Origin of the sequence: Methylocystis sp. L43 (genome assembly GCF_015709525.1) — a bacterium.
GTDB lineage: Bacteria > Pseudomonadota > Alphaproteobacteria > Rhizobiales > Beijerinckiaceae > Methylocystis.
This window is the reverse complement of the sequence record NZ_JADNRA010000033.1, coordinates 1-16,469: the sequence shown is the minus strand read 5'-3', so window position 1 is coordinate 16,469 and position 16,469 is coordinate 1. Positions and strand designations below refer to the sequence as shown.

The following is a 16,469-nucleotide window of genomic DNA, read 5'->3' as shown; positions in this document are numbered from 1 at the left end:
TCGCTCCTTCGACCTCGTCCTGAGGAGGCTCCGAAGGAGCCGTCTCGAAGGACGAGGTCAAAGGAGCGACGTTCGACCGAACGCTGCGGCTTGGCCGCGCTCACGAATCGCGAGGCTCCAGGGCGAAGAATGGGATCAGCCAGTCCGCGGGACGAAGATTTCTGGGTGTTCGGCTACGGGTCGCTGATGTGGCGGCCGGGCTTCGACTTCATCGACAGCGCGCTCGCCTGGGTGCACGGCTATCACCGCGCGCTGTGCATCTTCTCGCATGTCCATCGCGGCACGCCGCAACGGCCGGGACTGGTGCTCGGGCTCGATCGCGGCGGCTCCTGCCAGGGCGTCGCCTTCAAAATCGCGGCGCGCGACCGCGACAAAACGATTCGCTATCTGCGCGAACGCGAACTCGTCACCTCGGTCTATCTGGAGAAAACGCTCGGCGTGCGATTCGTCGACGGCGGCTACGCCAAGGCCCTCGCCTATGTCGTCGACCGCACGCATATCCAATATGCCGGGCGGCTGCCGGAAGACGAGATGATTCGCCTGATCGCCGAGGGCGTCGGCCTCAATGGCGACAATCCCGCCTATGTGCGCAACACCTACGAACATCTGCTGCGGCTCGACATCCACGACGCCGAACTCGCCGAGGTCGTCCGCCGGCTCGATCATCAGTCGTGCAGAACCGGGCCCGCGACCGGCGGCGCCGGCGATGAGCCGACGCCGCTTTGACGCGACGCGCACGAAACTCGCGACGCAACGCTTACGCTACAGACGGTCCGCCTGATCAGTTGAGCAGCGACGCGGAAAGATCGCGCAGCGACGCGGCGTCGGCGCAAAAATGCACATGCCATTCGGCGACGCCGAGCTCCCGCCCGATCTCGCGCAGCCCGCGGCGGTCGCCGTAGCTGCGTTCCTGCGCGAGAAACACGCAGACCGGCCGCGTCGTCACGCCCTCCCGCGCGACGCCGATGACGACGCCATTCGTCACGTCGGCGATGAACGAATCCTCGCCCGACTGAAACACCGAGCACACATAGTCGCGGCCCGAAGCGCCCCGCCACGAAAAGAATCGGCCGCGCAGCGAATCCGTCTCGGCGAGCGATTGAAGCGCCTGGCCGCGCGGCGCGGCGTCCTCAGGCGTTTGCCCCAACACGCTGCTAGAAGCTCTGCGGGCGATGCTGAAAGACGGATAACGGGGCTGATACATGGCACGATCCGCTAAGCGAGGATGAACACGGAACATGACTAGAACGAAACAGGCACATCGTCAAGGGAGCGCGCGCCCATCCATGTCTCTTGGGTTCCTGGCAAAAGACAGGACAGGCGCGCACGCGCCGCTACTCGCCAACGGCGCAAGACGGTTGCCCGTCTCGCGCACATTGATGCATGGCGATGATCTTGGAAGATGTGCGCCAACGCGCATGACAAACGCAGATACTGCTTACGAGGTGGGCGCCGATTGAGGCTTTCGCAATAGCGCCGGCGCCTATCCGTTGGCGCCGCCGCCCGCCGTGCGCAGCCAGGCCGCGCCGCAGGCCTTGGCGAGTTCGCGCACGCGCAGAATATAGCTCTGGCGCTCGGTCACCGAGATCACGCCGCGCGCGTCGAGAAGATTGAAGGCGTGGCTCGCCTTGATGCATTGGTCATAGGCCGGAAGCGCCATGAGATGCATCTCGTCGCCGGAGCCCGCGCCAAAATGCAGCAAGCGCTCGCATTCGGATTCGGCGTCCTTGAAATCTTCGAAAAGTTTGCCCGTGTCGGCGGCTTCAAAATTATGGCGCGAATATTCCTGCTCCGCCTGCAGAAAAACGTCGGCGTAGGTGACTTTCTCGTCGCCGTCGCGGCCGTTGAAATTCAGCTCCATGATGCTGTCGACGCCCTGCAGATAGCAGGCGAGTCGCTCCAGCCCATAGGTGAGTTCGCCGGCGACCGGCGCGCATTCGAAGCCCGCGACCTGCTGGAAATAGGTGAACTGCGAGACCTCCATGCCGTCGCACCAGCATTCCCAGCCAAGCCCCCAGGCGCCGAGCGTCGGGCTTTCCCAATCGTCCTCGACGAAGCGGATGTCATGGAGCTTCGGGTCAACGCCAATCGCCGAAAGCGAAGCGAGATAGAGCTCCTGCAGATCGGGAGGCGAAGGTTTGAGGATCACCTGGAACTGATAATAATGCTGCAGGCGATTGGGATTCTCGCCATAGCGCCCGTCCTTCGGACGCCGGCAAGGCTGCGCATAGGCGGCGCGCCAGGGTTTTGGGCCGAGCGCGCGCAAAGTCGTGGCGGGATGAAAGGTGCCCGCGCCCATCTCCATGTCATAGGGCTGCAGGATGACGCAGCCCTGCGCCGCCCAGAAGTTTTGGAGGGTGAGAATGAGCCCCTGGAAGGAGCGGATCGGGGAGAGGTGGGAGGGAACGTGTTGCGCTGTCATTCTGAAGGAATTCCGAGTAGCGAGACAGACAAATCTGCCCTAGCCAGTCTGCCGGGTCGCGGCACTATGGTCTCGAGAGTTATGCAAAGCGCTTTTCCGACGCCCTCGAGCATTGTTAAGTCGTTCAATATTTGATCTGGACCGCTTGAATGGCCTGAATTTAGCGAGTGCGCAATTGCGTTACGGCGTTCGAAGAAGTCCTCCAACGACAATAACAGCTTGCCGTGAGCCTTACCCGGTTCGGTCTCCCCGTACACATCGAGGATTGGCTGCTTATCCGATACCTTTGCGCAAACGTCAGGTAGCCCGCTTACCTTAAATAGGCCGTTCAGCTCCCCAGGTCGCATGTTGTTTTCGTTGTGAATCAACTCACGATAGATATCTTGAGTAAGATCGCCCTTGCAAAATTCGTAGATTACGTTGAAACGTGCCTGTGCCGTTCCGAAAACACTTTCGGCCGCAGAACCAGCCTGAGCGCCGTCGAATCGCAATTTTGAAAGACCATCCATAGTTCGCTTCCATGCCGTGGCAGCGAGTTTTTTAGGAAGCTTCTCATAAGAGTCGGCATTAGCTACGACCGCTCGTGCGAATTCGCGCGCCATTTCCCTAATAAACTCCTCGAAGGTCGCCGCGACCAAAAGCGTTGCTGAATTGGCTGCGGCAATGCGGGCCTTAGCTGTCTTCTGAGGATCGCTGAACGTGACCACAAGTGAGCGAATGGCGTCCATGTCGTCGATAAATTCTTCGGTGATGATTTCGAAAGCGCTGGCCAAGGAACTACTCCGGACGGAATATCTTCCGCATTAGACCGATCCTCTCCTTAACGGAACTGGCGGTGTTGCGCTGACCAGTCAGCAAGATCACGCTGGCGTCACTTCTGGTGGCTTCGGACATCCGAACCCTGACCTCCGGCGCGTCAGCGCGAATCTCCTCGCGAAACTCCCAAAGCCTGTCTATCGCGACCATCGCGGAATCATAAATAGCCGCTGATACGCGTACGCGACCCTTGTCATCCGGTGGTAGCGCGAAAGGTGCTCCATTGAACAATTCATAGAGGAACGTGAACCGATCCTTAAATTCATCTTTGAGCGCCTCGGCCTCGGATTGAGCGACTGCGCGTTCCATCGCCCGATCCAGCATCGATTTCATCGAACCACGAATGTTGTGCTCGTCCTTAAGAGCGAAATAGCGAAGAACGAGTTGACAATCGCCCATCGTAGAATAGAGATTATTTTTTTGCCTCTGGGTGTTTTCATAGTATTCGTTTGGATCAGCCTCGACATATTGAGGGATATTGAATACCTCCGTGAAGAGATCAAAGCGAGTTAAATCAATTATTACTCTATTAAAATTCCCAGGGTTAAGTGCATTACGAATTTCCTGCGGATTTAACTTTGTACCGCCCGTATTTAAGCGGTCAAAGATAAACCGACGAATATCAGTCAGCGTAAGGCGTCCATGCGTTTTGTCGGTTTCGCTTTCGAGCAGTAAGACGATGGCAGATAAACTTGCGCGATCCAGAGCTCGTTTTATGCGTGGAGGACACCGAGAATACCGTAACCCGCCGAGTGGCTTTAGGACAGGCAGCGATGTAAGAGCGAAGTCACCCGCTATGAATTCGCGAACAGCATTGAGTCGTTGTTGCCCATCCATCACCTCGTACCGAGCGGCCTCGCTCTCGTAAAAAAACACGGGCGGAACTGGGATATTCAAGAGAAGAGACTCAATCAGTTTAGATTTTTGGGCGGTCGACCACCGCAATCGCCTCTGATATTCTGGCCGTAAATTTAAAACTTCGCCCCTGTCGATCAGGTCCCTAATTTGAGGCAAGAAGAAATTGTTTGTTTGATAGACAATACGAAAGGCGTTCTTCGCGAAAAACTCATCGGGATCCTGATGAACAAATTCAAGATCGTCGAATTCCGGTCCCTCCTCTGACTCGCCCATAACAACTTCAACGCTCATTTCTGACCCCGACAGCAAGCCCAAGAAATATCCCAATAGTGGGAATGGTATGCTGAGGCAACAGCCTGAGCTAGGTCGGCCGTTTCTCGCCCCGCCATACGTGGCCAGCGAACGCGGCAACGATAGCGTCACCTCTCGCCAAGCGCCAGTCGCCCTCAAACTCCTGCACGGTCCGCCGATCGCAATCTGCTTCACACCCACATGAGCGCCGGCTGCTCGATTGCGAAAGTAATCGCGAGGCGATCGAATCGGCGGGGATCGCCAGCTTATAAAATCATCGACGAATTTGCGGCTCGCCGCTCGGACGTTCCGTCTTCAATTCCGCGCAAACCGCGCCGAACATGATGTCGTCGTGCGATCCAGCCGACCTCCTGGTGCAGCCCTTCGGAATCGCGCCCCCGCGCTGCGAGATCGCGCCCCCCGTGCGCCGAGGCGGCTCGCTGCGCCCGTTACGGCCAACCTTGCATCCGATGGGCGCTTCCAATAGTTCGGATCGCGTCCCCTTTCAGAACCCTTTTTCAGAACAACTTGGAGCAGCGCAGCTTTCGCCGTCGCGCGTCGTCAAAACGCGCCTGCGGCGGAGCGCCAATTTGGGCGCCACATTTGGCGCCAAAGCGGCGGCAAACTTGGCCGCGCCCTGGTGGGACATTTCGCGAAAGCCGGCGTTTTCAAAGCCTTAACTATTCGTCTTTACCGTAAGCGCGGACAAGAATTCGCCCTAAAGCAGCCAAAGCAAGGCCGCTTAGTTCTGGTGAGAATATGTGAAGGCGTTCCGTGCAGTTCTGGCTTTCGCCGAACTTTGACGCGATTTCGCGCAAATGTCAGCGAAGCTCAGAGCCTTGCGACGGAAGAGTAATTCGGAGGTAGGGGCGGATGATGCAAGGGATCGGTGCGCCAATCGATTTCATTTCTTTGGATCGTCGCATTTATTCTCGCAAGAGCTCGTCTCATCTGGTCATCGCCGGCGTCGCGCTGGCGGTGAGCCTGTCGGCGGGGTGGTGGGCGCTCTCGCAGCGCCCGGCGACCGCCAGCTCTGAGACAGCCGCGGCGGCCCTCAGGCAAAGCGCCTCTATCGCGCAAAATCCATACGGGGCCATCGTCGGCCTCGGCGGCCGGCGGCAGACGCTGGCGTTCGCTGAACCGATGCTGCGCGGCGCGCTTGACGCCAGCATCCAGCCCGCGGCGCAGACGCCGTCCGCCATCGTTCCCGAGCGCCAGGACATCGACGGCGCGCAGGTCGCCTCGGCGGATGATACGCCGCTGCCGCCGCGCCGCCCGGTCGAACTCACCGTCGCCAATCGCGGCCTCTACGAGGGCTCGCTGCGCCGCATGGCGCGCACCACCGTCGTGCCGGGCTCGGGGCCGGACGATCGCTCGATCTTCGAGCGTTTCTTCGGGCTCGGCGACGCCGCGCAATCGGCGCAAGAGGCGCGTCAGCAGCAGCCGCGCGGTCAGGCGCTCGCCTATGCGGCCCCGGACGGCGGCACGCTTTCCGACCTGAAATCCGGCATTCTCGGCGGCGCGGCCGGCGCGGCGGTCGGACCTGCGGCGCGCTACGACCGCTACACCGCCGTCTATGACATCTCGTCGCATACGGTCTATTTGCCCAGCGGCGCAAAACTCGAGGCGCATTCCGGCCTGCGCGAACATCTCGACGATCCGCGCTACGTTCATTTGCGCATGCGCGGCGCGACGCCGCCGCATGTTTACGATCTCAAGCCGCGCGAGGCGCTGTTCCACGGCGTCGAGGCGCTGCGCCTCACGCCGGTCGGCGGCGAAGGCGCGATCTTCGGCCGCGCCGGCCTTCTCGCGCATACCTACATGCTCGGCCCGAACGGCGATTCGAACGGCTGCGTGTCGTTCCGCGACTATCAGGCCTTCCTGCGCGCTTATAAGAGCGGCGAGGTTCGCCGGCTCGCCGTCGTCGCGCATCTCTAGAGCAGGTTCCGAAAAAGTTGACAGACTTTTTCGATGAGAATGCTCCAACGTTTTGATTGAGCGATTCCTTATCGATCACATGATTCCATGTGATCGATAAGCGCTCTAAGCGTTTATTCTCACGCGATGAAAAGCGGCCCGTAGCGGCCGCTTTTTTGTTGCGCGTTTTTCTTGCGCGTTTTTCTTGGGGATTTGCGCGCCGTCATCCACTTTGGAATGACGGCAAGTTCTTGTCGGGATTGCGAAGTTGAATTAGCGTAAGGCTCGGAACGCATGAGGGGTCGTGCATGTCCGTTTCGATTTATCTCATCAATCCTGCAGGCGATTTTCCAACTTATTTCGGCGGCGAGGCGCTGGCGGCGTCGGGCGTGGCGGGCGGCGTGATGATGGCGGACCTCGCCACGGCGACCGTCGCGGCGCTCGCGCCCAGGGACTTCGCCTTCGAACTTTGCGAGGAGTCGGTCGATCCGGTGAATTTCGACCATCCCGCCGACTACATCGCGATCACCGGCAAGGTCAGCCAGCGCGGCCGGATGATCGCCATCGCCGACGAATTCCGCCGCCGCGGCAAGCGCGTCATCATCGGCGGCCCCTATGCGAGCCTTTCGCCGGCGCGACTGCGCGACCACTGCGACGTGCTGGTGAGCGGCGAGATCGAGGAAATCGCCAGCGACCTCTTCGCCGATCTTCGCGCCGGCAAGCCGAAGGACAGCTATGTCGGCGACAAGCCGTCGCTCGCCGCTTCGCCGCCGCCGCGCTGGGATCTTTATCGCAATGATCGCGCGATTCTCGGCGCAGTGCAGACCTCGCGCGGCTGTCCGTTCGAATGCGAATTCTGCGACGTCATCCAATATCTGGGACGCAAGCAGCGCCACAAGCCGATCGCCAACGTCCTCGCCGAACTCGACGCGCTCTGGGCGGCGGGCTATCGCACGGCCTTTCTCGCCGACGACAATTTCACCGCCTACCGCGCGCACTGCAAGGAGCTGCTCGCGGCGATCGCGCATTGGCGCCGAGATCGTCCGATGGAGTTCGTCACGCAGATCTCCATCGACGCGACGCGCGACGAGGAGCTGCTCGACATGTGCGTCGCGGCGGGCCTGACGCAGGTCTTCGTCGGCATCGAGACGCCCAATGTCGAAAGCCTGCGCGAGACCGGCAAGCGGCAGAATCTCAAGATCAGCCTCGTCGACGAAATCCAGAAACTCGTCGATCACGGCATGTCGGTGATGGGCGGCATGATCGTCGGCTTCGACCATGACGGTCCGAGCGTCTTCGCCCAGCAATATGAGTTCGCCATGGCGACGCCGATCCCGATCTTCAGCCTCGGCGCGCTGATGGCGTCGGAAGCGACGCCGCTCTTCGACCGCATCACCCGCGAGGGCCGGCTGCTCACCGGCGGCGTCGAGACCCAGGCGGTGCCGTGGAGCTCCAACATCCAATGCCAGACGATGAGCATGGAGGAGCTGCATCACGGCATGCAGAATCTCTGCAACGCGATCTACGCCCCGGCCGCCTTCGGCGAACGCATGCTGCGCCTGATCGGCGCGTTTGGCCGCCGCCGCAAGGCGCCGGCGCCGCAGCCCTTCGACCCCAAAGCGCTGCGCGAGGTCGAACAGCAGGCGATGCAGGTCGGCATGGACGTGCGCAAGATGGGCGAGGCGGAAGGCCGCATGTGGAACAAGGTCTGGGGCGCCGCCGTGCGCAAGCCGGAGACCATCACCATCGTCGCGCGCATCATGTTCCAATATGCGCAGGCGCGGCACATGTTCGACAAGGGCAATTACTGGGAGCCGCAGCTCTCGAGCCCGCCGATCGCCCCGCAGCGCGCGGCGTAGGTCTCTTATCGAGCGCAAAAGCGCGTCGTGGGCTTCCTCATCCTGAGGAGCGAGCGAAGCTCGCGTCTCGAAGGACGAGGAAGCCTTTAGGCGCCACTCAGTCCGTAAAGCCTTACTGACCGTTAGACATCGATCGCCTTCAGAATAGACAGCGGCGCTTTCGAGCCCTTGACGCCGGCGAGAAGAATGCGCGTCGCCGGCGCGTCGGCCCGCGTATGAATGGGCTGGATCGAGACGCCCCCTATTCTGCCCTCGACAGCCGCGAGACATTCGGCGAGCGCGTCGGCGCGGTGGATCATCACGAAGGTTCCGCTAGGCGCGAGCAGCGCGAGACAGGCCCGGACCCACTCAATCAGCGGCGCGCTGGCGACATGGGCGCGCGCCTTGGCCGCGTCGGGCGTGACGCGCACTTTGCCGGCGTCATGAAAGGGCGGATTGGTGAGCACGAGCGCCGCCCTCTCGTCGATCAGTCCAGCGGCGCGGCGCGATTTCGCCGCGAGCACGTCGGCTTGGTAAACCGTCGCCCTTGCGCCCAGCGCATTCTCGGCGACGTTTCCGCGGGCGAGCGCGCAAGACTCGGGATCGATCTCCACCAGTCCAACGGTCGCGCCAGGGGCGCGCAGCGCCGCCATCAGCCCGACCGCGCCTGACCCCGCGCCGACGTCGAGGATGAGCCCCTGCTGATGTTGCGGCGTCGCGGCGGCGAGCAGCTCCGCCTCCGTGCCGGAACGGTGGCCGGCGGCGCTTTGACGCAGGCGCAGGCGCCCGCCGAGAAAACCGTCGAGATTTTGTTTGTCACTCATGGGATTAGAAGCACTAACACGACTCTGCGGGCGCATACCTCCCCCTGTGCGGGGAGGTCGACGCCGCAGGCGTCCGGGTGGGGGGAATTAATCGAGAAAAACTGCCCTGCTCTCACCCCACCCGGCTCGACGTCGTCGAGCCGCCCTCCCGTCAAGGAGAGGGATTTGCGATCGCTCCCAATATTCGCGAACGCCGCCGACTTGCCGCCTCCATCCCAAAGCCGTAAGTTCGCCGCCAGAAAACGTAAGGCTTAAGGGGGGTCCGTGGGTATCGTCATTCCGCTCGATGAGAAAAAGGACGCCGGCCTCGACAGTCTCCTCGAACTCATCAAGCCCGACCTGGAGCGCACCAATCAGCTGATCATTCAGCGCATGGGCTCCGACGTCACGACGATTCCCGAGGTCGCCAATCATCTCATCTCCGCCGGCGGCAAGCGTCTGCGGCCGATGCTCGTTCTCGCCACCGCCGGCATGTGCGGCTACAGGGGCGACGGGCATCTGAAATTCGCCGCCGGCATTGAATTCATGCATACGGCGACGCTGCTACACGACGATGTCGTCGACGAAAGCGACATGCGCCGCGGCAAGATCGCGGCCCGGATGCTGTGGGGCAATCAGACCTGCGTGCTCGTCGGCGACTTCCTGCTCGGCCACGCCTTCAAAATGATGGTTGAGCCCGGCGTTATCGCGCCGCTCACCGTCGTTTCGCAGGCGGCGGCGGTGATCGCCGAAGGCGAGATCATGCAGCTCAACGCCGCCAAGGACACGACCACGACCGAGGACGCCTATATGGGCGTCATCCGCCGCAAAACGGCGGAGCTTTTCGCCGCGGCGGCCGAAGTCGGGGTGATGCTCGGGGGCAAGCCGAAGGCCGACGAAGCCGCCGCGCGCAGCTATGGCATGAATCTCGGCGTCGCTTTCCAGCTCATCGACGACGCGCTCGATTACGGCGGCTCGTCCGCCAAGCTCGGCAAGAACGTCGGCGACGACTTCCGTGAGGGCAAGATCACGCTGCCCGTGGTGCTCGCCTTCCGTCGCGGCAATGAGAAAGAACGCGAATTCTGGCGGCGCACGTTGGAAAAGGCCGAAATCAAGGACGGCGACGTCGAGACCGCCTGCGGTCTGATGAAGAAGCACAAGGCGCTCGACGACACGATCGAGCGCGCGACGCATTACGGCGCCATCGCACGCGACGCGATGGAGATTTTTCCCGCATCGCCGTGGAAGAGCGCGCTGCTCGAAGTCGTCGACTTCTGCATCGACCGCGTCTACTGAAGCAGGTTCCGAAAAAGTTGACGGACTTTTTCGGTGAGAACCTGCTCCACGCTTTTATTCTGAGCGATTTCTTATCGATCTATTCTGAGCGATTTCTTATCGATCACATGATTCTATGTGATCGATAAGCGCTCTAGCGCCGCCGGCCGCCGGAAAGCGACCGGCGACCTTGTCATCCCTTCAGACAGTCGGATTTGAAGTGTTTGCGCTCTTTGCCGTGAAGCCCTTTGGCCTCGGCTTGCGCGCGGCAGTCTTTTTCTCGCTCCGCATGCGTCTTCGCCCCTGGAGCGGCGCTCGTGGGCTGCGCTGCAGCGGCAGGCGCCTCAGTGCTCGATGCAGCCGCCTCCGTGGGCGCGGCGCTCTTTGGCGCGATCTCGGCGGGCGGCGCCCAGGCGGCCGGCGCGTCAGCCGGCGCAGACGCCTTCGGCTCGGCGAGCGCGGCGGCGCCTAAGGAGAGGCTGACGCAGAGGACGCCAGCGGCAATGCTTTTCATATTGGTGAACATCTACGTTTCTTCTTTGCTTCGAGGCGCGCCGCAACGCCGCATGTTGATCCAATTGCGGCGCGACTCCATCACGCGCAAGCGCGCATTCGCCATCGGCCACACCTGAAGCTTAGGCGATTTATGACAGTTTGTCTTTGACGCAGCGCAGCAGCGCCAAAACGCGTGAACTAGCGCCGCCACCACACATAGATCGCGACGCCGGCGATGACGCTCGCATAGACGATCTTCCATGCGAGCCGGCGCAGAGTGGACGCGCGGCGCACAGGAAGGTTGGAGCGGAAAGTCTTTCGCTCGCCGACCGAAACCGGACTGAGCGCGGCATGGGAGTAACGCATGAATCGCTCCTCATCCCAAAGCGGATAGGTCTTGCGCAAGGCTAAGGCGCGATTGATTTACAAATTGCTTCGTGTCCGTCGGCCCGAGAGATCGCTGCGCGGCGCCGCAAGCAGTGATAAAAACCCCGGAAAGCAATCGGCGGAGGACGACATGGACCGCGATACGACGGCGAAGACATCGGATTGGCGGTTTGATCTCGCAGGCGCCGCAGCGCCTGTCGCCGCGCAGCGCCCCACGCGCAGGGTCATCCATGGCCGCGTGCTCGATGATCCTTATGACTGGTGCGCTGCGAAAAACTGGCGCGAAGTGCTGCGCGACCCGGATGCGCTTCCCGTCGACATCGCCGAGCTGATCAAAGCGGAAAACGCTTACTGCGATGGCGTCATGGCGCCGCTCAAGAATTTACGCAGGGCGCTCGTGGCCGAAATGCGCGGCCGCATCAAGGAGGACGACAGCGAGGTTCCCGAGCCGGACGGGCCTTACGCCTATTACGAACGCTTCCATGAGGGCGCGGAACATCCGCTCTACTGCCGGACGCCGCGAGAAGGGGGGACGGAAACCGTCCTGCTCGATGGCGACGCGCTCGCCAAAGGCCACGACTTCTTCGACATCGGCGACGCGGCGCATGCGCCCGATCATGCGCAGCTTGCCTGGAGCGTCGACGACGCGGGTTCGGAGCTTTACGACATCCGCACCCGGGCGTTGAGCGATGGCCGCGACCGCGCCGACGTCGTGAGCGACAGCGACGGCACGGTTGCCTGGCAGGCCAATTCGAAAGCCTACTACTATGTGCTGATCGACGAGAACCATCGCACCGCGCAGGTCTTTCGACACGAAGTGGGCGCCGATCCCGCCGACGACGCGCTGATCATCGAGGAAACCGACAGCGCCTGGTTCGTCAGCCTGCATGAGAGCCGCTGCAGGCGCTTCGCCATTGTGTCCATCCACGGCCATGACGCGACGGAATGCTGGCTGATTGATCTTCGCGAAGACAATCCGACGCCGCGCATCGTCGCGCCGCGCGAACCGCGTCTGCGCTACGACGTCGAGCCGCATGGCGACCTGCTTTACATTCGCAACAACGCCGACGGCGCCGATGATTTCCGCATTTCCGTCGCGCCGCTCGCAGAGCCCGGCCGCGAGAATTGGAAGGACGTCGTTCACCATCGCCACGGCGTCTTGATCGACTCCTTCACCGTCTATGCGCGCCATCTTGTCTGGCTGCGTCGGGAAAACTCCTTGCCGACGATCGTCATCCGCGCGCTCTCCAGCGGCGAGGAACATGCGATTCACTTCGAGGAAGAAGCCTATGCGCTGTCGATCGATCCGGGACTTGAATTCGACACCGACATATTGCGCTTCGTCTATTCGTCGATGACGACGCCTGATGAGACTTACGACTACGACATGGCCGCGCGCACGCGCGTCCTGCGCAAGCGCCAGGAAATTCCTTCCGGACATGATCCGAAAAATTATGTGACGAGGCGTCTTCTCGCGACGGCGCGCGACGGCGAAAGCGTGCCGATCACGCTTCTGCATCGCGCCGACTTCACGCCCGGCGGAGAGGGCGCGCCGCTGCTGCTCTATGGCTACGGCGCCTATGGCTATGCGCTGTCGGCGGGCTTTAACGAAGACGCGCTATCGCTCGTCGATCGTGGCTTTGTTTACGCGCGCGCCCATATTCGGGGCGGAACCGACAAGGGATGGCGCTGGTATGAGGAGGGCAAGCTCGAGAAGAAGCAAAACAGCTTCTCCGATTTCATCGATTGCGCGCGGCATCTCGTCTCGGCCGGCTACACGCGCGAAGGCGGCGTCGTCGCGCAGGGAGGATCGGCGGGCGGTCTGCTGATGGGCGCCGTCGCGAACGAGGCGCCGGGGCTGTTCGCGGGGATCATCGCCAGCGTTCCTTTCGTCGACACGTTGAACACGATGCTGCGCGACGATCTACCGCTGACGCCGCCAGAATGGCTGGAGTGGGGGAACCCGATCGACAGCGTCGAAGCCTATGATCGTCTCGCCTCCTATTCGCCTTACGACAATGTGCGCGCGCAACGCTATCCGCCGATTCTCGCCGTCGCCGGCGTTACCGATCCTCGGGTCACCTATTGGGAGCCGCTCAAATGGGTCGCGAAGCTGCGCGCGACGATGAGCGGCGGCGGACCTGTATTGCTGTTCACCCATATGGGCGCGGGCCACGCCGGCGCCTCGGGCCGTTTCGAGGCGCTTGAAGACACGGCGCTGGAATATGCCTTCGCGCTCGCCTGCGCCGCGCGCGCATTCAAAGACGACAGAGATGTCCTGGCGGAATGCTGAGGCGAGCCGCTGCATTTCCCGAGAGCGGGAAATGCAGCGAAGGAAGTCATTTGGTGGGATGCACCCACTCCGAATCAGGGGGAATGACGGGCTTGCTCTCGGCGGCTGGCGGGCTCGCTTCGGCGCTGGGCGCCGCCGTTTCCGCCGGCGCGCTGGGCGCCGCCGTTTCGGCGGGCGCTGCGCTCACCGCTGCGGGCGCTTCGCTTTGATCTTCGGCGCGGACCGGCGCGCCGAACACGGCGCCCGCAGCGATTGCGGCCGTCAACAGCAGTAGTTTTTTCATATGGCGAATCCCCCTTTGGATTGGGCCCGAGTCGCGGGGTTGCGCTCATTTATGGCCGGGGCGGATTATAGTCGGCGAGTCCCTCGACTCAAGGAATAACGCCACGCCTGGATTCGCATGTTGGATTCGCATGCATGTCGAAGAGCGATCGACGACTCTCAAGACGCTGTGCGTCGCGAGCCGCCGCTCAATTCACACATGCGAATCCTGAGCGGTGTTTTTCTGCCGCTGATCGCAGCTAGAACTGACGCTATGAGCCTGGCCCCTTCTTCGGCCTGATCTCTTCGGGCGGAGCCCATTCCTGGCCGCTCTGTGTTCCTTTCTTGCCCTCGACTGAAGGCGCGCCGGCGGAGGTTCCACTTGGGCCGGAAACGCCGCTTGAGTTGATGTCCTCGGCTTTCGGATTGTCCTTTTGCACAGATCCCGAAGGCTCAACAGGCGTGCCCGCGGCCGGCCCCGACGTCACGCCCTGCTCCTGCTGTGGCTTTGGCTGCGGCTGCTGCTGCGGCTGTGACTGCTGATCTGATTGTTGTGATTGCCCTTGCTGCTGGTCCTCGGCCAACGCCGCAGGCGCCAGAAGGGCGAGGGCGAGGCTTCCGATGAGGGCGATTCCTGTCTTCATGTCGAACTCCCTGGAGGGGCGCCAGCGCGCAACATCAACCCCGCAGGTAAATGGAGGCGGGAACGAAACTAGCAATGGCGTGAGACGCGCCATGTAGCGCTCGCATACGCTTTGCCGTATTCAGCTTGCGCTTACGCCAGAACGCTTCCCGATTCATGTGATCGATAGGAATCGCTCAAAATCAAAATGGTGGAGCGGTTCTCGTCGAAAAAGTCCGTCGACTTTTTCGGAGCCTGCTCTCTAGGAGGAAGATGATGGCCGTCGACAGCACGCACGCCGAAACGATTGCGCTCCACGCCGGCTGGCGCGCTGACGAGACCAACGGCGCCGTCGCCGTTCCGATCTATCAGACAACCTCCTATCAGTTTCACGACACCGAGCACGCGGCCAGTCTTTTTGCGCTCAAAGAGCTCGGCCACATCTATACGCGCATCGGCAACCCGACGACCGGCGTATTGGAGGCGCGGCTCGCGGCGCTGGAAGGCGGCGTGGCGGCCCTGGCGCTCGCTTCGGGACAGGCGGCGTCGGCGCTCTCGATTCAAAATCTCGCGCGCGTCGGCGACAATGTCGTCTCGTCCACCGATCTTTACGGCGGCACCTGGAACCTCTTCGCCAATACGCTGAAGGATCAGGGCCTCGAAGTGCGCTTCGTCGATCCGGCCGACCCCGAGAATTTCCGCCGCGCCACTGACGATCGCACGCGCGCCTATTACGCCGAGACTCTGCCTAATCCGAAACTCACCGTGTTTCCGATCGCCGAAGTGGCGGCGATCGGTCGGGAGCTCGGCGTTCCGCTGATCATGGACAACACCGCCGCGCCGATTCTCTGCCGGCCGATCGATCATGGGGCGGCGATCGTCGTTTATTCGACCACGAAATATCTTGGCGGCCACGGCACGTCGATCGGCGGCGCCATCATCGACGCCGGCAATTTCGACTGGGAGAAATTTCCGAAGCGTCAGCCGGCGCTGAATACGCCTGATCCGAGCTATCACGGCGCCATCTGGGTTGAGGCGGTCAAGCCGATCGGACCGGTCGCCTATATCATCAAGGCGCGCGCGACGTTGTTGCGCGATCTCGGTCCGGCGCCCTCGCCGTTCAACGCTTTTCTGACTCTGCAGGGCGTCGAGACCGTGACGCTGCGCATGGAGCGTCATGTGCAGAACGCGCAGAAGGTCGTCGACTTCTTGAGCAAGCGCAGCGAAGTGACGCGGGTCATTCATCCATCGCAACAGACGGGCGAGATGCGCCGGCGCGCGGACGCCTATCTGAAGGGCGGCTATGGCGCCCTGCTGGGCTTCGAGCTGACGGGCGGTCTCGACGCCGGCCGCAGATTTATCGACGCGCTGGAGATGTTCTATCACGTCGCCAATATCGGCGACGCGCGCAGCCTCGCCATCCATCCGGCGACGACGACGCATTCGCAGCTCGCCGAGGAAGCGCAGCTCGCGAGCGGCGTGACGCCCGGCTATGTGCGGCTTTCGATCGGCCTTGAACATATCGACGACATCATCGCCGATCTGGAGACGGGGCTGAAAGCGGCAGGCGGCTGATTCTCGACTTCTGCTCAGGCTCCGCAGTCCTCGCGCTTCGAGACGCCGCCTTCAGCGGCTCCTCAGCATGAGGGCTGTGTGAGGTCCCTCATCCTTGTAACTTAAACCGTGCCGGATCGGCTAACATTGCCGCTGCGGTGGCGGACGGGACGCCGGCTCATCCTCGGGCGATCGAGCCCGTTCCTCAGCTTGGCCGCCCGTCTGCCGTTCCATCGAACCCGAACAGTCGCTTGGGCCGCGCGAAGCGAAGCCCGCTTAGGCAAGGACGGGACATGATGGACGCTGTATATGTCGGGATCGATGTTTCCAAAGACCGGCTTGATGTGCATGCGCTTCCGCAAGGCGCGGCCTTTATGGTGGCGCGTAATGGCGAAGGCGTTGCGCAGCTCGTCGAACGGCTAAAAGGGCTGTCGCCCGCGTTGATCGCGCTCGAAGCCACCGGCGGCTTCGAGACCGTGGTCGCTGCGGCGCTTGCCGCCGCCTCTCTGCCCATCGTCGTCGTCAATCCGGCGCAGGTGCGTCACTTTGCGCAGGCGCTTGGTCGGCGCGCCAAGACCGATCCGATCGACGCCGCGGTCATCGCCCGCTTCGCGCAAGCGACGCAACCCGCTGCGCG

The 16,469-nt window shown here is 62.2% G+C and carries 16 protein-coding genes; 7 read left to right on the top strand and 9 right to left on the bottom strand.

Translation table 11 applies throughout. The annotated features are described in order from the left end of the window. The first annotated feature begins 129 nt into the window (after positions 1 to 129). Positions 130 to 726, top strand: a complete 597-nt coding sequence (locus IYX23_RS13575; RefSeq protein ID WP_196393296.1) for a gamma-glutamylcyclotransferase — start codon at positions 130 to 132, stop codon at positions 724 to 726. Positions 727 to 781: 55 nt separating this feature from the next. Here IYX23_RS13575 and IYX23_RS13570 read toward each other — a convergent pair whose 3' ends face one another. The 4 genes from IYX23_RS13570 to IYX23_RS13555 all read right to left on the bottom strand — a co-directional run bounded on the left by IYX23_RS13570 (position 782) and on the right by IYX23_RS13555 (position 4,411). After that, entirely contained in the window at positions 782 to 1,204 is a 423-nt protein-coding gene (locus tag IYX23_RS13570) for a hypothetical protein (protein WP_196393295.1), read from the bottom strand. 279 nt (positions 1,205 to 1,483) lie between these two features. Then, positions 1,484 to 2,422, bottom strand: a complete 939-nt coding sequence (locus IYX23_RS13565) for a glycine--tRNA ligase subunit alpha (RefSeq protein ID WP_196393294.1) — start codon at positions 2,420 to 2,422, stop codon at positions 1,484 to 1,486. Beyond that, entirely contained in the window at positions 2,419 to 3,195 is a 777-nt protein-coding gene (locus IYX23_RS13560; protein ID WP_196393293.1) for a HEPN domain-containing protein, read from the bottom strand. The genes IYX23_RS13565 and IYX23_RS13560 overlap by 4 nt, the downstream gene beginning before the upstream one ends. A 4-nt stretch (positions 3,196 to 3,199) precedes the next feature. Next, on the bottom strand, positions 3,200 to 4,411 hold the full coding sequence (locus tag IYX23_RS13555; RefSeq protein ID WP_210332548.1) for a DUF262 domain-containing protein: 1,212 nt from the start codon (positions 4,409 to 4,411) through the stop codon (positions 3,200 to 3,202). Positions 4,412 to 5,260: 849 nt separating this feature from the next. Between IYX23_RS13555 and IYX23_RS13550 the strand changes: the two genes are divergently transcribed. Both IYX23_RS13550 and IYX23_RS13545 read left to right on the top strand, forming a co-directional pair. Next, positions 5,261 to 6,325 (top strand): DUF2778 domain-containing protein, encoded by a 1,065-nt coding sequence (locus IYX23_RS13550; RefSeq protein ID WP_196393291.1) that lies wholly within the window; start codon positions 5,261 to 5,263, stop codon positions 6,323 to 6,325. Between the two features lie 287 nt (positions 6,326 to 6,612). Continuing rightward, positions 6,613 to 8,163 (top strand): radical SAM protein, encoded by a 1,551-nt coding sequence (locus IYX23_RS13545; RefSeq protein ID WP_196393290.1) that lies wholly within the window; start codon positions 6,613 to 6,615, stop codon positions 8,161 to 8,163. Between the two features lie 122 nt (positions 8,164 to 8,285). On the opposite strand, the gene IYX23_RS13540 is transcribed toward IYX23_RS13545, so the two are convergent. Continuing rightward, positions 8,286 to 8,966 carry a methyltransferase gene (locus IYX23_RS13540; RefSeq protein WP_196393289.1) on the bottom strand — a complete coding sequence of 227 codons (681 nt, stop codon included), beginning with the start codon at positions 8,964 to 8,966 and terminating at the stop codon, positions 8,286 to 8,288. Between the two features lie 264 nt (positions 8,967 to 9,230). Here IYX23_RS13540 and IYX23_RS13535 point away from each other — a divergent pair, with 264 nt between their 5' ends. Then, the gene (locus IYX23_RS13535) at positions 9,231 to 10,241 is read left to right on the top strand and encodes a polyprenyl synthetase family protein (RefSeq protein ID WP_196393288.1); all 1,011 of its coding nucleotides are present in this window, start codon (positions 9,231 to 9,233) and stop codon (positions 10,239 to 10,241) included. 172 nt (positions 10,242 to 10,413) lie between these two features. Here the strand turns inward: IYX23_RS13535 and IYX23_RS13530 are convergent, their stop codons facing one another. Together IYX23_RS13530 and IYX23_RS13525 are read right to left on the bottom strand one after the other, a co-directional pair. After that, a complete protein-coding gene (locus IYX23_RS13530; RefSeq protein WP_196393287.1) occupies positions 10,414 to 10,746 on the bottom strand; it encodes a PsiF family protein in 333 nt (110 codons plus the stop codon). A gap of 167 nt (positions 10,747 to 10,913) precedes the next feature. After that, positions 10,914 to 11,081, bottom strand: coding sequence for a hypothetical protein (locus tag IYX23_RS13525; protein ID WP_196393286.1), 168 nt, complete (start codon positions 11,079 to 11,081; stop codon positions 10,914 to 10,916). Between the two features lie 151 nt (positions 11,082 to 11,232). Between IYX23_RS13525 and IYX23_RS13520 the strand changes: the two genes are divergently transcribed. Next, positions 11,233 to 13,395, top strand: coding sequence for a S9 family peptidase (locus tag IYX23_RS13520; RefSeq protein WP_196393285.1), 2,163 nt, complete (start codon positions 11,233 to 11,235; stop codon positions 13,393 to 13,395). Positions 13,396 to 13,441: 46 nt separating this feature from the next. On the opposite strand, the gene IYX23_RS13515 is transcribed toward IYX23_RS13520, so the two are convergent. Both IYX23_RS13515 and IYX23_RS13510 read right to left on the bottom strand, forming a co-directional pair. Then, the gene (locus tag IYX23_RS13515; RefSeq protein WP_196393284.1) at positions 13,442 to 13,678 is read right to left on the bottom strand and encodes a hypothetical protein; all 237 of its coding nucleotides are present in this window, start codon (positions 13,676 to 13,678) and stop codon (positions 13,442 to 13,444) included. A 250-nt stretch (positions 13,679 to 13,928) separates the two neighbouring features. After that, positions 13,929 to 14,300, bottom strand: coding sequence for a hypothetical protein (locus tag IYX23_RS13510; protein ID WP_196393283.1), 372 nt, complete (start codon positions 14,298 to 14,300; stop codon positions 13,929 to 13,931). A gap of 254 nt (positions 14,301 to 14,554) precedes the next feature. Here IYX23_RS13510 and IYX23_RS13505 point away from each other — a divergent pair, with 254 nt between their 5' ends. After that, on the top strand, positions 14,555 to 15,853 hold the full coding sequence (locus IYX23_RS13505; protein ID WP_196393282.1) for a PLP-dependent transferase: 1,299 nt from the start codon (positions 14,555 to 14,557) through the stop codon (positions 15,851 to 15,853). Positions 15,854 to 16,128: 275 nt separating this feature from the next. Beyond that, positions 16,129 to 16,469 (top strand): transposase (locus tag IYX23_RS13500; protein WP_196398853.1); only part of this gene is annotated, 341 nt, incomplete at its 3' end.